Annotated in this window: 17 protein-coding genes; 6 read left to right on the forward strand and 11 right to left on the reverse strand. The window is 71.8% G+C overall.

Translation table 11 applies throughout. The features are described from left to right. Nucleotides 1–3: 3 nt before the first annotated feature. A complete protein-coding gene (gene ilvA / locus FYC51_RS13870; protein WP_222863284.1) occupies nucleotides 4–1,242 on the forward strand; it encodes a threonine ammonia-lyase in 1,239 nt (412 codons plus the stop codon). Nucleotides 1,243–1,374: 132 nt separating this feature from the next. Here the strand turns inward: ilvA and greA are convergent, their stop codons facing one another. Together greA and FYC51_RS13880 are read right to left on the reverse strand one after the other, a co-directional pair. Next, nucleotides 1,375–1,866, reverse strand: a complete 492-nt coding sequence (gene greA / locus FYC51_RS13875) for a transcription elongation factor GreA (protein WP_148734406.1) — start codon at nucleotides 1,864–1,866, stop codon at nucleotides 1,375–1,377. 76 nt (nucleotides 1,867–1,942) lie between these two features. Beyond that, nucleotides 1,943–2,353 (reverse strand): DUF4307 domain-containing protein, encoded by a 411-nt coding sequence (locus tag FYC51_RS13880; protein ID WP_187432671.1) that lies wholly within the window; start codon nucleotides 2,351–2,353, stop codon nucleotides 1,943–1,945. 131 nt (nucleotides 2,354–2,484) lie between these two features. Between FYC51_RS13880 and FYC51_RS13885 the strand changes: the two genes are divergently transcribed. Further along, nucleotides 2,485–2,832, forward strand: coding sequence for a hypothetical protein (locus FYC51_RS13885; RefSeq protein ID WP_148734408.1), 348 nt, complete (start codon nucleotides 2,485–2,487; stop codon nucleotides 2,830–2,832). Nucleotides 2,833–2,875: 43 nt separating this feature from the next. On the opposite strand, the gene trhA is transcribed toward FYC51_RS13885, so the two are convergent. Beyond that, nucleotides 2,876–3,679 carry a PAQR family membrane homeostasis protein TrhA gene (gene trhA, locus FYC51_RS13890; protein ID WP_148734409.1) on the reverse strand — a complete coding sequence of 268 codons (804 nt, stop codon included), beginning with the start codon at nucleotides 3,677–3,679 and terminating at the stop codon, nucleotides 2,876–2,878. 74 nt (nucleotides 3,680–3,753) lie between these two features. Here trhA and FYC51_RS13895 point away from each other — a divergent pair, with 74 nt between their 5' ends. The 3 genes from FYC51_RS13895 (at nucleotide 3,754) to FYC51_RS13905 (ending at nucleotide 7,379) form a co-directional block, all read left to right on the forward strand. Next, entirely contained in the window at nucleotides 3,754–4,539 is a 786-nt protein-coding gene (locus FYC51_RS13895; protein ID WP_148734410.1) for an isoprenyl transferase, read from the forward strand. A gap of 58 nt (nucleotides 4,540–4,597) precedes the next feature. Then, nucleotides 4,598–5,716 (forward strand): aminotransferase class V-fold PLP-dependent enzyme, encoded by a 1,119-nt coding sequence (locus FYC51_RS13900; protein WP_148734411.1) that lies wholly within the window; start codon nucleotides 4,598–4,600, stop codon nucleotides 5,714–5,716. 358 nt (nucleotides 5,717–6,074) lie between these two features. Continuing rightward, complete coding sequence (locus FYC51_RS13905) at nucleotides 6,075–7,379, forward strand: PhoH family protein (protein ID WP_420797251.1); 1,305 nt, start codon at nucleotides 6,075–6,077, stop codon at nucleotides 7,377–7,379. Between the two features lie 94 nt (nucleotides 7,380–7,473). On the opposite strand, the gene FYC51_RS13910 is transcribed toward FYC51_RS13905, so the two are convergent. The 6 genes from FYC51_RS13910 to xseA form a co-directional block, all read right to left on the reverse strand. Continuing rightward, nucleotides 7,474–8,100, reverse strand: coding sequence for an MSMEG_1061 family FMN-dependent PPOX-type flavoprotein (locus FYC51_RS13910; protein WP_148734412.1), 627 nt, complete (start codon nucleotides 8,098–8,100; stop codon nucleotides 7,474–7,476). 70 nt (nucleotides 8,101–8,170) lie between these two features. Next, on the reverse strand, nucleotides 8,171–9,583 hold the full coding sequence (locus FYC51_RS13915) for a class II fumarate hydratase (RefSeq protein WP_148734413.1): 1,413 nt from the start codon (nucleotides 9,581–9,583) through the stop codon (nucleotides 8,171–8,173). A gap of 67 nt (nucleotides 9,584–9,650) precedes the next feature. Next, the gene (locus tag FYC51_RS13920; protein ID WP_222863285.1) at nucleotides 9,651–10,310 is read right to left on the reverse strand and encodes a carbonic anhydrase; all 660 of its coding nucleotides are present in this window, start codon (nucleotides 10,308–10,310) and stop codon (nucleotides 9,651–9,653) included. A gap of 29 nt (nucleotides 10,311–10,339) precedes the next feature. Continuing rightward, on the reverse strand, nucleotides 10,340–10,981 hold the full coding sequence (locus FYC51_RS13925; protein WP_148734414.1) for a DUF4245 domain-containing protein: 642 nt from the start codon (nucleotides 10,979–10,981) through the stop codon (nucleotides 10,340–10,342). Next, on the reverse strand, nucleotides 10,981–11,229 hold the full coding sequence (locus FYC51_RS13930) for an exodeoxyribonuclease VII small subunit (protein ID WP_148734415.1): 249 nt from the start codon (nucleotides 11,227–11,229) through the stop codon (nucleotides 10,981–10,983). The genes FYC51_RS13925 and FYC51_RS13930 overlap by 1 nt, the downstream gene beginning before the upstream one ends. Before the next feature lie 10 nt (nucleotides 11,230–11,239). Continuing rightward, nucleotides 11,240–12,571: an exodeoxyribonuclease VII large subunit gene (gene xseA / locus FYC51_RS13935; protein WP_148734416.1), complete on the reverse strand. Its 1,332-nt coding sequence runs from the start codon at nucleotides 12,569–12,571 to the stop codon at nucleotides 11,240–11,242. 60 nt (nucleotides 12,572–12,631) lie between these two features. Between xseA and FYC51_RS13940 the strand changes: the two genes are divergently transcribed. Further along, nucleotides 12,632–13,678 carry a 4-hydroxy-3-methylbut-2-enyl diphosphate reductase gene (locus tag FYC51_RS13940; protein WP_148735326.1) on the forward strand — a complete coding sequence of 349 codons (1,047 nt, stop codon included), beginning with the start codon at nucleotides 12,632–12,634 and terminating at the stop codon, nucleotides 13,676–13,678. Nucleotides 13,679–13,756: 78 nt separating this feature from the next. Here FYC51_RS13940 and FYC51_RS13945 read toward each other — a convergent pair whose 3' ends face one another. Both FYC51_RS13945 and fbaA read right to left on the reverse strand, forming a co-directional pair. Then, on the reverse strand, nucleotides 13,757–14,356 hold the full coding sequence (locus FYC51_RS13945) for a DUF6264 family protein (RefSeq protein WP_148734417.1): 600 nt from the start codon (nucleotides 14,354–14,356) through the stop codon (nucleotides 13,757–13,759). Between the two features lie 8 nt (nucleotides 14,357–14,364). Next, entirely contained in the window at nucleotides 14,365–15,393 is a 1,029-nt protein-coding gene (gene fbaA / locus FYC51_RS13950) for a class II fructose-bisphosphate aldolase (protein WP_148734418.1), read from the reverse strand. Nucleotides 15,394–15,497 lie beyond the last annotated feature (104 nt).

A 15,497-nucleotide genomic window follows, 5' to 3' on the forward strand; every position in this document is an offset into this window, starting at 1 on the left:
CGAGTGATCACGACCATCCCGGGTCCGGGTCTCGCCGAGTTCGAACGTGCGCGCGAGGTCGTGTCGCGCGTCGCCCGGCGCACGCCCATGGAGTCATCGCAGTTCCTCGCCGAGCGGCTCGGCGTGCCCGTGCACCTCAAGTGCGAGAATCTGCAGCGCACGGGCTCCTACAAGCTCCGCGGCGCCTCCAATCGCATCGCGGCGCTGAGCGACGCCGAGCGCGAGCGTGGCGTCGTGGCGGCGTCGGCCGGCAACCACGCCCAGGGCGTCGCGTACGCCGCCCGCGAGCTCGGCATCCGCGCGACGATCTTCATGCCCGTCGGCGTCGCGCTGCCGAAGCTCGACGCGACCCGTGCCTACGGCGCCGACGTCATGCTCGTCGGCGACTCCATCGGCGAGACCATCGAGGCCGCCGAGGCGTTCGCCGCGGAGTCGGGCGCCGTCATGATCCCGCCGTTCGACCACCCCGACGTCATCGCGGGCCAGGGCACGCTCGGCCTCGAGATCCTCGAGCAGGCGCCCGCCGCCACGACCATCGTCGTGCCCATCGGCGGCGGCGGCCTCGCGGCCGGCATCGCGAGCGCGGCGAAGCAGCAGGCCGCGAAGGAGGGCCGTCCACTGCGCATCGTCGGCGTGCAGGCCGAGAATGCGGCGCCCTACATCGCCTCGCTCGCGGCGGGGGAGCCGCGCCAGGTGCCGGTCGTGCCGACCATCGCCGACGGCATCGCCGTCTACCGCCCGGGCGAGCTGAACTTCGCGATCATCCGCGACACGATCGACGAGGTCGTGACCGTCACGGAAGACGACATCGCCCGCGCCCTGCTCGTGCTGCTCGAGCGCGCGAAGCTCGTGGTCGAGCCGGCGGGCGCGGTCGCCGTGGCGGCGATGATGACGGGCGCGGTGCAGCCCGACGGACCCGTGGTCGCGGTGCTCTCGGGCGGCAACATCGACCCGCTGCTCATGCAGCGCGTGGTCGCGCACGGGCTCGCGGCATCCGACCGGTACCTCACCATCAGCGTCGGGCTGCCCGACCGCCCCGGCCAACTCGCCCGCGTCGCCGCGCTCCTCGCCGAGGCGAACGCCAACGTCGTCGAGGTGCTGCACACGCGACACGGCTCGGGCATGCAGATCACCGAGGTCGAGCTGCGCCTGTCGGTCGAGACCCGTGGTCCCGAGCACCGAGCCGCGGTCGTCGACGTGCTGCGCCGGGCCGGCTACGAGCCGCGCGTCGAGGTCGACTGAGCACGGCGCGACAGCCGAACGACGGCGCACGGATGCCGCCGCGCCCCGCCGCGGCATCCGATCGCGCCCGGCCGACGACGACGGCCCCCGCGCGCTGCGCAGGGGCCGTCGGACGTTCCGTGTGCGGGGAGCCTACTGGCCGCCCCAGGTCTCGACGCCGGTGACCTGCACCGAGATCTCGCGACCGTTGGGAGCCGTGTAGCTCGTCGAGTCGCCGACCTTCAGGCCGAGGATCGCCGCGCCGAGCGGCGACGACTCGCTGAAGACGTCGAGCTCGGAGTCGCCGGCGATCTCGCGGCTGCCGATGAGGAACCGCTCCTCGTCGCCCGCGATGACGGCGGTGATGACGGTGCCGGGCTCGACGACGCCCGACGACTGGGGCGCCTCGCCGACCTGGGCGGTGCGGAGCAGCTGCGTCAGCTGGCGGATGCGGGCCTCCTGCTTGCCCTGCTCGTCCTTCGCGGCGTGGTACCCGCCGTTCTCCTTGAGGTCACCCTCCTCACGCGCGGCCTCGATGCGCTTGGCGATCTCCTCGCGGCCGTGCGTCGAGAGCTGCTCGAGCTCGCCGGCGAGTCGGTCGAAGGCCTCCTGCGTGAGCCAGGTGACGGTGGCGTCCTGCGCCATGGTGCACTCTCCCGTGTATCGGATACACACTGTATAGACGTGACGCCCCGACGTCTGCCGGGGCGAATGCCCCATATTAGGTGAGCCAGCAGCTCGAAATCAAACCCGTGTTCGCCTCCCGGGCGACCCGCACGCGCTCGGTGAACGTGCGCAGGTGGCGGTCGGATGCCGGGATCTCGACGACCCGCCAGCCGACGACGGTGAAGTCCTCGTCGAGCGCCTGCACGACGCACGCCGTCGCGTTGCCCGGGGGCACCGAGAGGGTCCAGCTGACCTCGACGGCGCGCTCGTCGTTGAGCAGCCGGTGGCCCGTGTCGGTGGCCTGCACGGTCGGCTTCTGGCCGTCGAGCCCCGCCCAGACCACCCATGCGACGAGGACCACCGCGAACGCGATCGCCGCGCCGATGATGAGCCACCGATCGCGGGTGCGGTTGCGCGGGTTGCGGCCGTAACGCGCGGCGAGCACATCGGTCTGCTGCTCGGCCACCGCCCGGCTCCTTCCAACCTCGATCGTCTAGGCTTGGATCAAGCCTAACCCCGCCCCGCGAAGCCGAGATCCTCGGTGAAAGTGAGTCCGATGCTCGCCGTGCCCGCCTGTTCCATCGTCGGAGCACGCTCGTGATCGCTGCCGCCCTGCCCGCCCTCGCCCGCGCTGCGACGGAGCAGCCCGACGAGGAGTTCGACCCGAACACCGTGACGCCCGGCGTCTGGGGCTTCGTGCTCACGTTCCTCATCATGGTGGTCGTCGTGCTGCTCGTGCTCGACATGGTGCGTCGCATCCGCCGCGTGAACTACCGGGCCGAGGTGCGCGAGCAGCTCGAAGCCGAGCGCCTCGAGCAGGAGCTCATCGACGGCGGGCTCGAGCGCGACCCGCTCGACGACGTCGACGGCACGGATGCCACGGGCCGCCGTCAGCGCGACGGGCGCCCCGCGGCATCCGACGACGACGAGCCGCCCGCCCGCTGAGGCACCGGCGGAACGCCGTGCCCGATCGGGCGGACCGGCCGGGTCAGGCCCCGTGGTAGGCGGGTGCGATGGCGATGAGCAGCGTCGCCGTCCAGTGGCACATGAACGCCAGCACCGTGCAGGTGTGGAAGATCTCGTGGAAGCCGAACGTGCCGGGCCAGGGGTTCGGCTTCTTCAGGCCGTAGACGACGGCGCCGATCGTGTAGAGCACGCCGCCGACGATGACGAGCACCATCATCGCGACGCTCGCGGCGAGCAGGTCGCCGAGGTACATGACCGCGGCCCACCCGAGCAGCAGGTAGATCGGCACGTAGAGCCAGCGCGGCGCGGTGATCCAGAACACCCGGAAGCCGATGCCGAGCAACGCTCCGCCCCACACGATTGCGAGCAGCACGAAGCCCTTGTCGGGCGGCAGCGCGAGGAGCGCGAGCGGCGTGTACGTGCCCGCGATGAGCAGGAAGATGTTGGCGTGGTCGATGCGCTTCAGCACGACCTTGGTGCGCGGCTTCCAGTTGAAGCGGTGGTAGAGCGCCGAGTTGCCGAACAGCAGCATCGACGTGAGCATGAACACCGCGCTCGCCCACTTCGCCCACGGCCCCTCGGCGAGCACGATGAGCACGATGCCCGCCGCGATCGTGACCGGGAACGTGCCGGCGTGGATCCAGCCGCGCCATTTCGGCTTGACCTCCGCGGTGTACGTGATGGAGTCGTCGAGGAGCGGGATGTTGGGCAGGTCGGGCCCGTGCGCCTCGCGACTGATCGCGACATCCGCAGTGTCGTCGGGCGCGACCGGGCCGGTGAGGTCGTCCGCGAGGGTGCCGGCGTCGCGGTGGCGCTTGGGGGTCATGGACACAGCGTAGGGCGTCCGCGATCACGATCCGCTGTGAGCCGTGAAGCCGCGTCCCGGGGTAGCGTAGTGCCGTGCAGACGAGCGATCAGCCCCTCGGTCGCGGCATCCTCTACCGCCTCTACCAGAACCGGCTCCGCCGCGGCCTCGACCCCACGGCCCTTCCCCAGCACGTCGCGATGATCATCGACGGCAATCGGCGCTGGGCGAAGCAGCTCGGCTACGACTCCGCGGCGCACGGGCATCGGGCGGGCGCCGCGAAGATGCGCGAGTTCCTCGAGTGGTGCGACGACCTCGGCATCACGGTCGTGACGCTCTACCTGCTCTCGAGCGACAACCTCGGCAATCGGCCGAGCACCGAGCTCTCCGACCTGTTCGAGATCATCGCCGAGCTCGCCGAGGAGCTCTCGCACTACCGCGACTGGCGCGTGCAGCACGTCGGATCGGATGCCGGCCTGCCCGAACCGCTCGTCGCCGCCCTCGACGCGGCCGAGCGCCGCACCGCCGACAAGCGCGGCCTGCACGTGAACCTCGCCGTCGGGTACGGCGGACGCAAGGAGATCACCGACGCGATGCGGTCGATCGTGGCCTCCCATCACGCCGAGGGCCGGAGCCTCGAAGACCTGGCCGAGCGCCTCACGCCCGACCTCATCGGGGAGCACCTGTATACCGGCGGACAGCCCGATCCCGACCTCGTCATCCGCACGTCGGGCGAGCAGCGGCTCAGCGACTTCATGCTGTGGCAGGCCGCGCACAGCGAGTTCTACTTCGTCGAGGCACTCGGGCCCGACCTGCGCCAGGTCGACTTCCTGCGTGCGCTGCGCGACTACGAGAAGCGCCACCGCAGGTTCGGCGGCTGAGCCCGTTCTTCCCGAGCCCGCCGGTCTGCCATGATATGGCTCGGAGAAGGGGGCGTACGTGACGATCGACGCTTACATCGCCGGGTTCACCGAGGAGCCCGGTTACCTCGACTACGGACGGTTCGGTCCGCTGTCGACCCCCGCTGCGGAGGAGGCGTTCGCGCTCACGCAGGTGCTCGAGCGCGCGCGCCACGGCAGCGTCGACGTGTTCGCCGAGCAGGGCGCGCGGCTGCGCGCCGCGGCATCCGCCCTCACCGGCTTCCCGGCCGACCGGGTCGTGTTCCAGCCCAACACCACGCAGGGCATCATGCACGCGATGTTCGGGCTCACCGGCAGCGTGCTCCTGTCGCCGGGGGAGTTCCCGAGCCTGCCGATCGCCGCCGTGCGCGCGCAGGAGGCGCTGCACTCCGTGCAACCCGTGTGGCTCGAGACCGACCACGGCAAGGTCACGCCCGGGCAGATCCGCGAGCAGCTCGAGACCAACGTCGCCGCCGTCGCGGTCAGCCTCGTCGACTCGCGCACGGGCTACCTCTGCGACATCGAGGGGATCCGCCAGGTCATCGGCGACAGGCTGCTCATCGTCGACGCGATCCAGGGCTTCGGCGTCGTCGACGCGCCCTGGGCCGCGGCCGACATCGTGCTCACGGGCGGTCAGAAGTGGTGCCGCGCCGGCTGGGGCACGGGCATCATGGCGCTGTCGGAGCGCGCGCTCGAGCGCCTCACGCCCGTGTTCTCGGGCTTCACGGGCACCGAGGAGGAGGAGCCCTGGGGGCACGTGCCGCCGCCCGCGCCCGACGCGCGCGCCTACCGCGTGTCGAACCCCGACCCCATCGCCGAGGCACGGTTCGCTGCCGCACTTGAGGACATCGCCGCCGCGGGCGTGCCCGCGATCAACGCGGCGATCACCGGCTGGGTGAGCCGCGTCATCGAGCTCGCCGACGAGTTCGCGATCGCCGTCGTGAGCTCGCGCGACGAGCAGGAGCGCGCGGGCATCGTGGTGCTCGAGCCGCCCGCCGGCCAGGTCACGTACCTCACGGCGTCGCTGCACAACCACGGCGTGACCGCCACGACCCGCAACGGGCAGGTGCGCCTCAGCATGCACGCGGCGATGACCGAGGAGACCCTCGACATGCTGCGTGCGGCATTCGTGTCGTACGGCACGGCCGCGTCGTACTGAGCGTCGCACTCGGCCGAGCGGATGCCGCGGCATCCGTCGCCCGTCGCCGCCGCGCCCGTGCCGGCGACGCCCGCGGCGGCGGCGTGCGGCATCGCTGACGGCGCCCCACGCGTTTGTGAACACGGTGTGAACGTTTCGCGTGTCGGAACCATCGGTGTCGGTGCACCGACGTACGCTCAACCCATCGGGCAACGTGCCTGATCGAGTCGGCTTCGTGAAGCGCTCGTGGAGGGATTCGCCGGCCGGCGCGAGAGCCGAGCGGAAGCTCGGGGCGGGAGCGGTTGTGGCCTCACTCGATACCTCCAAGTCCGTCGGTCGGAACATCGGTCGCGCATCGCGGCCCGAAGGCGCGGCACCCGTGGGTGCCGCGCAATCCGTGCGGACGTACGTGCTCGACACCTCGGTGCTCCTGTCGGATCCCCGGGCGCTGTTCCGCTTCGCCGAGCACGCGGTGGTCCTTCCCGTCGTCGTCATCACGGAGCTCGAGGCGAAGCGCAACGATCCCGAGATCGGGTACTTCGCGCGCCAGTCGCTGCGCATCCTCGACGAGCTGCGCGTCGAGCACGAGCGGCTCGACTTCCCGATCCCGGTCGGCGAGGGCGGTTCGCTGCGAGTCGAGCTCAACCACTCGAGCCCATCGGTGCTCCCCAGCGGACTGCAGCTCGGCGACAACGACTCGCGCATCCTCGCGTGCGCCGCCAACCTCGCGAACGACGGCGTCGCCGTCACGGTGGTCTCGAAGGACCTGCCGCTGCGCGTGAAGGCCGCGTCGATCGGCCTCGACGCCCAGGAGTACCGCGCCGAGCTCGCGCCCGACTCCGGGTGGACCGGCATGGCCGAGCTCTCGCTCGGCTCGAACGACATGGCGAGGCTCTACGAGCACGAGCGGCTCGAGACGCGCGAGGTCGAGGCGCTGCCGGTCAACACGGGCCTCGTGATCCACTCCGAGCGCGGGTCGGCCCTCGGCCGCGTCGTCGGAGAGCACGAGGTGCGCCTCGTCCGCGGCGACCGCGACATCTTCGGCGTGCACGGGCGCTCGGCCGAGCAGCGGCTCGCGATCGACCTGCTGCTCGACCCCGAGATCGGCATCCTCTCGCTCGGCGGGCGCGCCGGCACCGGCAAGTCGGCGCTCGCGCTGTGCGCGGGCCTCGAGATGGTGCTCGAGCGGCAGCAGCACAAGAAGATCATGGTGTTCCGCCCGCTCTACGCGGTCGGCGGGCAGGAGCTCGGCTACCTGCCTGGCGACCAGGGCGAGAAGATGAACCCCTGGGGCCAGGCGGTGTTCGACACGCTCGGCTCGGTGGTCTCCGACAACGTGCTCGACGAGGTCGTCGACCGGGGCATCCTCGAGGTGCTGCCGCTCACGCACATCCGCGGGCGCTCGCTGCACGACGCGTTCGTGATCGTCGACGAGGCGCAGTCGCTCGAGCGCAACGTGCTGCTCACGGTCCTGAGCCGCATCGGCCAGAACTCGCGGGTCGTCCTCACCCACGACGTCGCCCAGCGCGACAACCTGCGCGTCGGCCGCCACGACGGCGTCGCGAGCGTGATCGAGACGCTGAAGGGGCATCCGCTGTTCGCCCACGTCACGCTCACCCGCTCGGAGCGCTCGGCCATCGCCGCGCTCGTCTCGGAGATGCTCGACGGGGCCGAGCTCACCTGACCCTTCCTGAGCACCCGCGGGGCGGTGGGGGCCGCCCCGCGGGTGGGGGTCCGGTCCGGGCGCGCGCGAGCGGGCAGCCATCGCCCCCGGTTGGTCAGCCGTAGATCCGCTCCGCGTACGACGGGCCGTAGTACTCCTCGAGCACCTCGAGCGAGTCGTCGGGGCGTTCGAGCGTGCGCGCGATGACGGGGCGACGGGGTGCGGCATCGGGAGTCCAGGTGGTCGGGTCCCACGTCTTCGAGCGCAGGAACGCCTTCGAGCAGTGGAAGAACACCTCGTCGATCGCGACCTCGAGCACGAGGGTCGGCACGTGGGTGCGCACCCGCATCCGCTCGGCGTACGGCACGTCGCGCAGGAGCCGGGCGCGACCGTTGACGCGGAGCGTGTCGCCGCGGCCGGGGATCACGAAGTCGAGCCCCACGTGCGGATTGGCGAGCACGTTGTGGAAGCCGTCGGCGCGGCGGTTGCCGGGCCGCTCGGGCAGCGCGATCGTCGCGTCGTCGAGCACGAGCGCGAACCCGGGAGGGTCGCCCTTCGGCGACACGTCGGCGTTGCCCTCCGCGTCGGCGGTCGCGATGAAGCACAACGGGGAGGCGGCGAGCCAGGCGCGGTCGAGCTCGTGCAGCCGGTCGCGCACCTTGTTCCGCGCGGCGCGCAGCGGCTGCCCGACGAGTTCCTCGAGCTCGGCGACCGAGGTGACCGGGGTTCCTCCGTGATCCATGGCTCCCACGCTACGCCCGGACGACGAAGCGCCCCGACGCCTGGGCGTCGAGGCGCGTTCGCGATGCGGGTCAGGCCTTCGGCGGCCGCGTCATCGACAGCAGGTCGAGGGCGGCGTCGAGCTGCTCCTCGGTGAGCTCGCCGCGCTCGACGAAGCCGAGGTCGACGACGGCGTCGCGCACGGTGATGCCGTTCTTCACCGAGTGCTTCGCGATCTTCGCGGCGTTCTCGTAGCCGATGTGCTTGTTGAGCGGCGTCACGATCGAGGGCGACATGCCGGCGAGGGCGTTCGTGCGCTCGAGGTTCGCCTCGAGGCCGTCGACGGTCTTGTCGGCGAGCGCGCGCGTCGAGTTCGCGAGGAGGCGGATCGACTCGAGCAGCGCAGTGCCCATGACCGGGATCTGCACGTTGAGCTCGAACGAGCCGGATGCCCCGGCCCAGGCGATCGTCGCGTCGTTGCCGATCACTCGCGAGGCCACCATGAGCACGGCCTCGGGGATGACCGGGTTCACCTTGCCGGGCATGATCGACGAGCCGGGCTGCAGGTCGGGGATGCTCAGCTCGCCGAGGCCGGTGTTCGGGCCGGAGCCCATCCAGCGCAGGTCGTTGCAGATCTTCGTGAGGCTGACGGCGATGGTGCGCAGGGCGCCGGATGCGTCGACGAGGCCGTCGCGGTTGGCCTGCGCCTCGAAGTGGTCGACCGCCTCGGTGATCGGCAGCTCGGTCTCCTGCTGGAGCAGCTCGATGACGAGCTGCGGGAAGCCCGCGGGCGTGTTGATGCCGGTGCCCACGGCGGTGCCGCCGAGCGGGACCTCCGCGACGCGGGGGAGCGCCGTGCGCACGCGCTCGATGCCGAGGCGCACCTGGCGGGCGTAGCCGCCGAACTCCTGGCCGAGGGTGACGGGCGTCGCGTCCATGAGGTGCGTGCGGCCGGCCTTCACGACGTCGGCCCACAGCTCGGCCTTCGCCTCGAGCGCGACCGCGAGGTGGTCGAGCGCGGGGACGAGGTCGTCGATGAGGGCCGCGGTCACGGCGATGTGCACCGACGTCGGGAAGACGTCGTTCGACGACTGCGACGCGTTCACGTGGTCGTTCGGGTGCACGGGCGAGCCGAGCTTCTCGGTCGCGATCGTGGCGAGCACCTCGTTCATGTTCATGTTCGAGGACGTGCCGGAGCCGGTCTGGTAGACGTCGACCGGGAAGTGCGCGACGACGTCGTGGCGGCCCGAGATGACCTCGTCGGCGGCGTCCTCGATCGCGCGGGCGATCGCCGGGTCGAGCACGCCCAGGCGGGCGTTCGCCTGCGCGGCGGCCTTCTTGATGCGCGCGAGGGCCTGGACCTGCTGGACCTCGAGGCCCGAGCCGGAGATGGGGAAGTTCTCGACGGCGCGCTGCGTCTGCGCCCGGTAGAGCGCCGAGGCCGGCACCCTCACCTCGCCCATGGTGTCGTGCTCGATGCGGTACTCGGCGGCGTTGTCCACCACGGTGTGTTCCCCTTCGGTTGCGTGCCGGATGCCCCGGCCGGAAGCCGCTTCGCGCGGCTGGGCGGCGCTAGATGCGGCCGAGGACGACGTCGGTCTCGGCGCGGCCCTCGACGAGCCGGTAGTTCGCGCCCACGACAGCCAGCGTACCCGCTGCCACCGCTTCGCCGATCACCTCGGAACGCTCGAGCATCTCGGCGACGGTGTCGCGCAGGTGCTCGCGACCGACGAACGCCGCGTCGATGTGGTCGACCTCGATCGACGCGCCCGGCTCGACCCCCGCGACGCGTCGCACCGCCGGGACGATCTTGCCGACGAGCGACGCGATGTGCGGCGGCAGCGGCGCGGCGTCGGCGCCCTGCGACTCGATCGCCGCACGCACCGCACCGCAGTGGTCGTGGCCGAGCACCAGGATGAGGGGCACGCCCAGCACCCCGACGGCGTACTCGAGCGAGCCGAGCGCCGAGTCCGAGACGACCTGCCCCGCGTTGCGCACCACGAAGGCGTCGCCGAGCCCGATGTCGAAGATGATCTCGGCCGACAGTCGCGAGTCGGAGCATCCGAAGATCGCAACCAGCGGGCGCTGCACCTGGGCGAGCTCGCGTCGGCGATCGACGTCTTGGCGCGGATGCCGCGGCTCGCCGGCGATGAACCGCTGGTTGCCGGCGCGCAGCTCGCGCCAGGCCTCGGCGGGGGACTCGGTGCGGCGTTCGGTCGGCTGCTCGCTCACGGCGGCTCCTCTCGGGGCGGGTCTGCTGCTCAGCGGAGTGCGTCGATGGTGGGGGTGAGGGCGGTCGCCAGTGTCTCGAATTCTTCGGGCGTGCCGGTGCCGAGCAGGACGAACGTGCTGTCGCCCGCCTCGGTGGTGAGGCCGTACTCGGCGTTGCCCACGTCGTCGCCCGTGTCGCGGTTGTCGTACACCGTCCACTCGACGCCGTCGATCGTGGTGGTGCCGGTGGCGAGCGTGCGGGCGAGCAGGCCCGCCACCCACGTGGGGTTGGCCTCGAAGCCCTGGTACATGCCGATGTACTCGTCGCTCGGCGTGAGGTAGCCCACGTACCAGGCGATGACCTCGTCGACCTGCGACGTGCGCAGCTCGGCGGCGTTCGTGCGCCAGCCCTCGGGCAGCTCGGGCACCGCGAGCTGGTCGTCGATCGCGACCTGCGCCTGCTCGGCGATGGGGGCGACGTCGACGTCGCGCTCGAGGGCGGTGTCGGAGCGCGGCACGATCAGCACGATGACGAGCACGACCAGCAGGCTCGCGCCGAGCGCGAGGACGAGGTTGAGCACCGTCTGCCGCTGTCGGTGCAGTCGCGAGTTCTCGGCCTTGCGGGCGGCCGTCTCTTCTGGGGTCTCGGGGCGGCCGAGCTCGGCCACCTCGCGCGGCGGTCGCTGCGCCATCAGCGGGCGCCGGGGTCGTCGGATGCCGCGGGCGTGCCGCGCCCGGCCCCGGCGCGCGCCGCGTCGAGGCGCGCCCGCGCGCCGATGAGCCACTCCTCGCACCGCGCCGCGAGCGCCTCGCCGCGCTCCCACAGCGCGAGCGACTGCTCGAGGGTCGCGGAGCCCTGCTCGAGCTCGGCGACGACCTGCACGAGTTCGTCGCGCGCCTGCTCATAGCTCAGCTCGGCGACATCGGTGGTGGGGGGCATGCCACCCATTCTATTCGGCGTCGCCGACCCCGCCGTCGCCGTCGTCCGCACCAGTGGAGCGCCTCGCACCGCTGCTGGACGGCGCGGGCTCGCGGAGGTCGTGGGGCGCCGCGCCCGTCGAGACGGCGCCGAGCACGCCCTCGGCGAGCGTGAGCGTGAGGGTCGCGCCCTCGGGGGCGCCGGCCGGCGCCCGCAGCACGTGTCCGTCGGGTCCCTGCACGATGGCGTAGCCGCGGTCGAGCGTCGCCTGCGGCGACAGCGCCCGTAGGTGGCCGCGGAGCTCGCCGACGCGGGCCGCCTGCTTCTCGATGCAGCGTTCGACGAGCTCGGTGCCACGCGCGACCCAGCGCGTGAGGTCCTCGGCGCGGCGGTCGACGATCCAGCCGGCGTCGGCGAGTGCCGGGCGGGCGCGGAGGTGGCCGATCCGGTCGATCTCGCGCGACAGCAGGGCGGACAGCCGCATGCCGAGGCGGGCTCGCGCCTGCTCGACCCGCAGGAGCTCCTCGGCGACGTCGGGCACGACGCGCTTGGCGGCATCCGTCGGCGTGGAGGCCCTGAGGTCGGCGACGTCGTCGAGGAGCGGCCGGTCGGCCTCGTGGCCGATGGCCGAGACGATGGGGGTGGATGCCGCGGCCGCCGCCCGCACGACCCGCTCGTCGCTGAACCCCAGCAGGTTCTGGAAGTCGCCGCCGCCGCGCGCGACGATGATGACCTCGACCGCGGGGTCGGCGTCGAGGCGCCGGATCGCGGCGACGACCTCGGGCGCGGTGCGGTCGCCCTGCACCGACGCGTACGCCGTGCGGAACTCGACCGCCGGCCACCGGAGGCGGGCGTTGCGCAGCACGTCCTGCTCGGCGTCGCTGTCGCGCGCCGTGACGAGGCCCACCACAGCCGGGAGGAAGGGGAGGCGCTTCTTGCGGTCGGCGTCGAAGAGGCCCTCGGCGGCGAGCTGCCGGCGCAGGCGCTCCAGCCGCTCGAGCAGGTCGCCGAGGCCGACGTGCTTCATGTCGTAGACCTGCATCGAGAGCGTGCCGCCCTTGACCCACCAGCTCGGCTTCGCGAGCAGCACCGCGTGGTCGCCCTGCTTGAACTGCTCGGACAGGCGCGCGCGCACCGACGACCACATGGTGAACGAGATCGTGGCGTCGGTCTCGAGGTCCTTCAGCTTGCCGTAGACGTTGCCGCCCGAGACGCCCCACTGCGTGATCTCGCCCTCGACCCACACGGTGCCGAGCCGGTCGAGGTACTCCTTCAGCTTCGCCGAGAGCAGCGCGACGGGCCACGGATGCTCGCGCGTCGCCGGTGCGTCGGTCATGGGGGCCTCCCGCCGCCCGCCCAGCATCGCCCGCGTAGGATGGACACCGTGACGAGCACGACGGATGCCCCGCGAATCGGCCTCGGGATGCCCAGGATGCCGGGCGTTCGCGGCCGGCTCAAGGATATCCCCGCCCCCGGACGCAAGCGGGTGCTGCTCGCGGCGCCCCGCGGCTACTGCGCCGGTGTCGACCGCGCCGTGATCGCCGTCGAGAAGGCGCTCGAGCACTACGGCGCGCCCGTCTACGTGCGCAAGCAGATCGTGCACAACATCCACGTGGTCACCGAGCTCGAGAAGCAGGGCGCGATCTTCGTCGACGAGGTCGACGAGGTGCCCGAGGGCGCCCACGTGGTGTTCAGCGCGCACGGGGTCTCGCCCGCGGTCGTGAACTCGGCGGCGGATCGCGGCCTGCACGCGATCGACGCGACCTGCCCGCTCGTCACGAAGGTGCACCGCGAGGCCGTGCGCTTCGCGCGCGACGACTACGAGATCCTGCTCATCGGCCACGAGGGCCACGAGGAGGTCGAGGGCACCGCCGGTGAGGCGCCCGACCACGTCACCCTCGTGAACAGCCCCGACGACGTGCCGAACATCGAGGTGCGCGACCCCGAGAAGGTCGTCTGGCTGTCGCAGACCACCCTGTCGGTCGACGAGACCATGGAGACCGTGCGGCGACTGCGCGAGCGGTTCCCGGCCCTGCAGGACCCGCCCTCCGACGACATCTGCTACGCCACGCAGAACCGCCAGGTCGCGATCAAGAAGGTCGCGCAGGAGGCCGAGCTCGTGATCGTGGTCGGCTCGGCGAACTCGTCGAACAGCGTCCGCCTCGTCGAGGTGGCCCTCGAGAACGGCGCGAAGGCCGCCTACCGGGTGGACTACTCGACCGAGATCAAGCAGGAGTGGCTCGACGGCGTGTCGACGGTCGGCGTGACGAGCGGGGCATCCGTGCCCGAGGGGCTCGTGAAGGAGGTGCTCCTCGAACTGGAGGACGCCGGCTACGCCGATGTCGCGGAGGTGAAGACGGCCGAGGAGGACCTCATGTTCTCGCTGCCGAAGGAGCTGCGCCGCGACCTCAGCGGCAACCGCGACGCCCGCGCCCTCGGTGGGCGCTCGCGCGCGAACACCGACGCCTGAGCGCGACAGCGCGGCGCGACGGATGCCGCTGGTGACGAGGTCCCGGCACTGACTGGGCCGCACAGCGGCGGCGTGGCGCTACGGCGCCGTGGTGCCCGCCATGCGCTCGATGTAGGCGACGAAGGTCGGATCGTTGAGGAACACGATCGACACGAGCACCATCATGAGCACGAGCGACAGCACGCCGCCGAGGATCGGCACCCAGAACGCCGTCTTGCGGGCGCGCAGGCGCAGGATCGACCAGCCGAGCGTCGCCGCGTAGAGCGCGAGCTGGAGCACCGTGCCGACCATGGTGAGCGTGGGCAGCCACTCGGGCGGCGTGAAGTCGCCGACGCCCTGCTGCTCGTAGACGAGGGAGAACTGCTGCGGCAGCATCTGCAGGCTCGCCGCGGTGTTGATCGCGCCGAATGCGCCGAGTGCGAGCAGCGCAATGGTCACGACGCGATCGACGGCACTGGGCTGGCGCTCGCCGGGCAGCGCGACCGGGGCCGGCGGAGGCGGGGGCGCGGTGGGCTGCACGGGAGGGGCCGGCTGCACGGGCGCCGCCGACTCGTCGGCGGGCGGCTGCCACGTCCAGCCCTCTGGCGCGTACTCGCCGTAGCGCGGACGTGGCCGCTCGTCGGCGGCGCCACCCTGACCGGGGGCGTCGGGCGTGCGAGCGGCCTCGTCCTGCGACATCCGTGTGCCTACGCGCTGATCGACTGGCCGGCCGAGCCGAGCTGGCGGGTCGACTCGCCGACGCGGACGGCCATCGCCGACTCGGCGACCTTGCCCCAGGCGCGCGGGTCGTAGAGCTTCTTGTTGCCGACCGAGCCGTCGACCTTCAGCACGCCGTCGTAGTTGTCGAACATGTAGCCGGCGATCGAGCGCGTGAACGCGTACTGCGTGTCGGTGTCGATGTTCATCTTCACGACGCCGTTGCGCACGGCCTCGGCGATCTCCTCGTCGGTCGAGCCGGAGCCGCCGTGGAAGACGAGGTCGAGCGGCTTCGGGCCCGTGCCGTACTTGGCGGCGAGGCCGTCCTGGATCTCCTTGAGGAGCTCGGGGCGGAGCTTCACGTTGCCGGGCGCGTAGACGCCGTGCACGTTGCCGAACGTGAGCGCGGCCATGTAGCGGCCGTCCTCGCCGAGGCCGAGGGCCTCGACCGTCTTGATCGCATCGTCGAGCGTCGTGTAGAGGTGCTCGTTGATCTCGTGGCTGACACCGTCCTCCTCGCCGCCGACGACGCCGATCTCGACCTCGAGCACGGCGTTGATGGCCTTCATGCGGGGGAGGATCTCCTTGGCGATCTCGAGGTTCTCGTCGAGCGGAACCGCCGAGCCGTCCCACATGTGGGACTGGAAGATCGGGTTGCGGCCGGCCTTGACCTCCTCCTCGGAGGCGGCGATGAGCGGGAACACGAAGTCGTCGAGCGCGTTCTTCGGGCAGTGGTCGGTGTGCAGCGCGACCGTGATCGGGTAGGACTTCGCGACCTCGTGCGCGAACCGCGCGAACGCCAGCGCGCCGGCGGAGCGGGCCTTCACGGTGTGGCCGGCGAAGTAGTCGGCGCCGCCCGTGGTCACCTGGATGATGCCGTCGGAGCCCGACTCGGCCAGACCCTGCAGCACCGCGTTGAGCGTCTGCGAGGAGGAGACGTTGAACGCCGGGAAGGCGAAGCCCTTCGCCTTGGCGGTGTCGAGCATCTCGGCGTACTGCTCCGGGGTTGCGATGGGCATGGTGCTCCTTCGAAGGTGACGTTGGGTTCGGGACGAGTCTAGCGAGGTGGCGAGGAGTGCTCAGGTCGCTCGTGACGGGCGGCGGGGTCGGTCGGCGCGGTGCA

It is taken from the genome of Agromyces mariniharenae (assembly GCF_008122505.1).
GTDB lineage: Bacteria > Actinomycetota > Actinomycetes > Actinomycetales > Microbacteriaceae > Agromyces > Agromyces mariniharenae.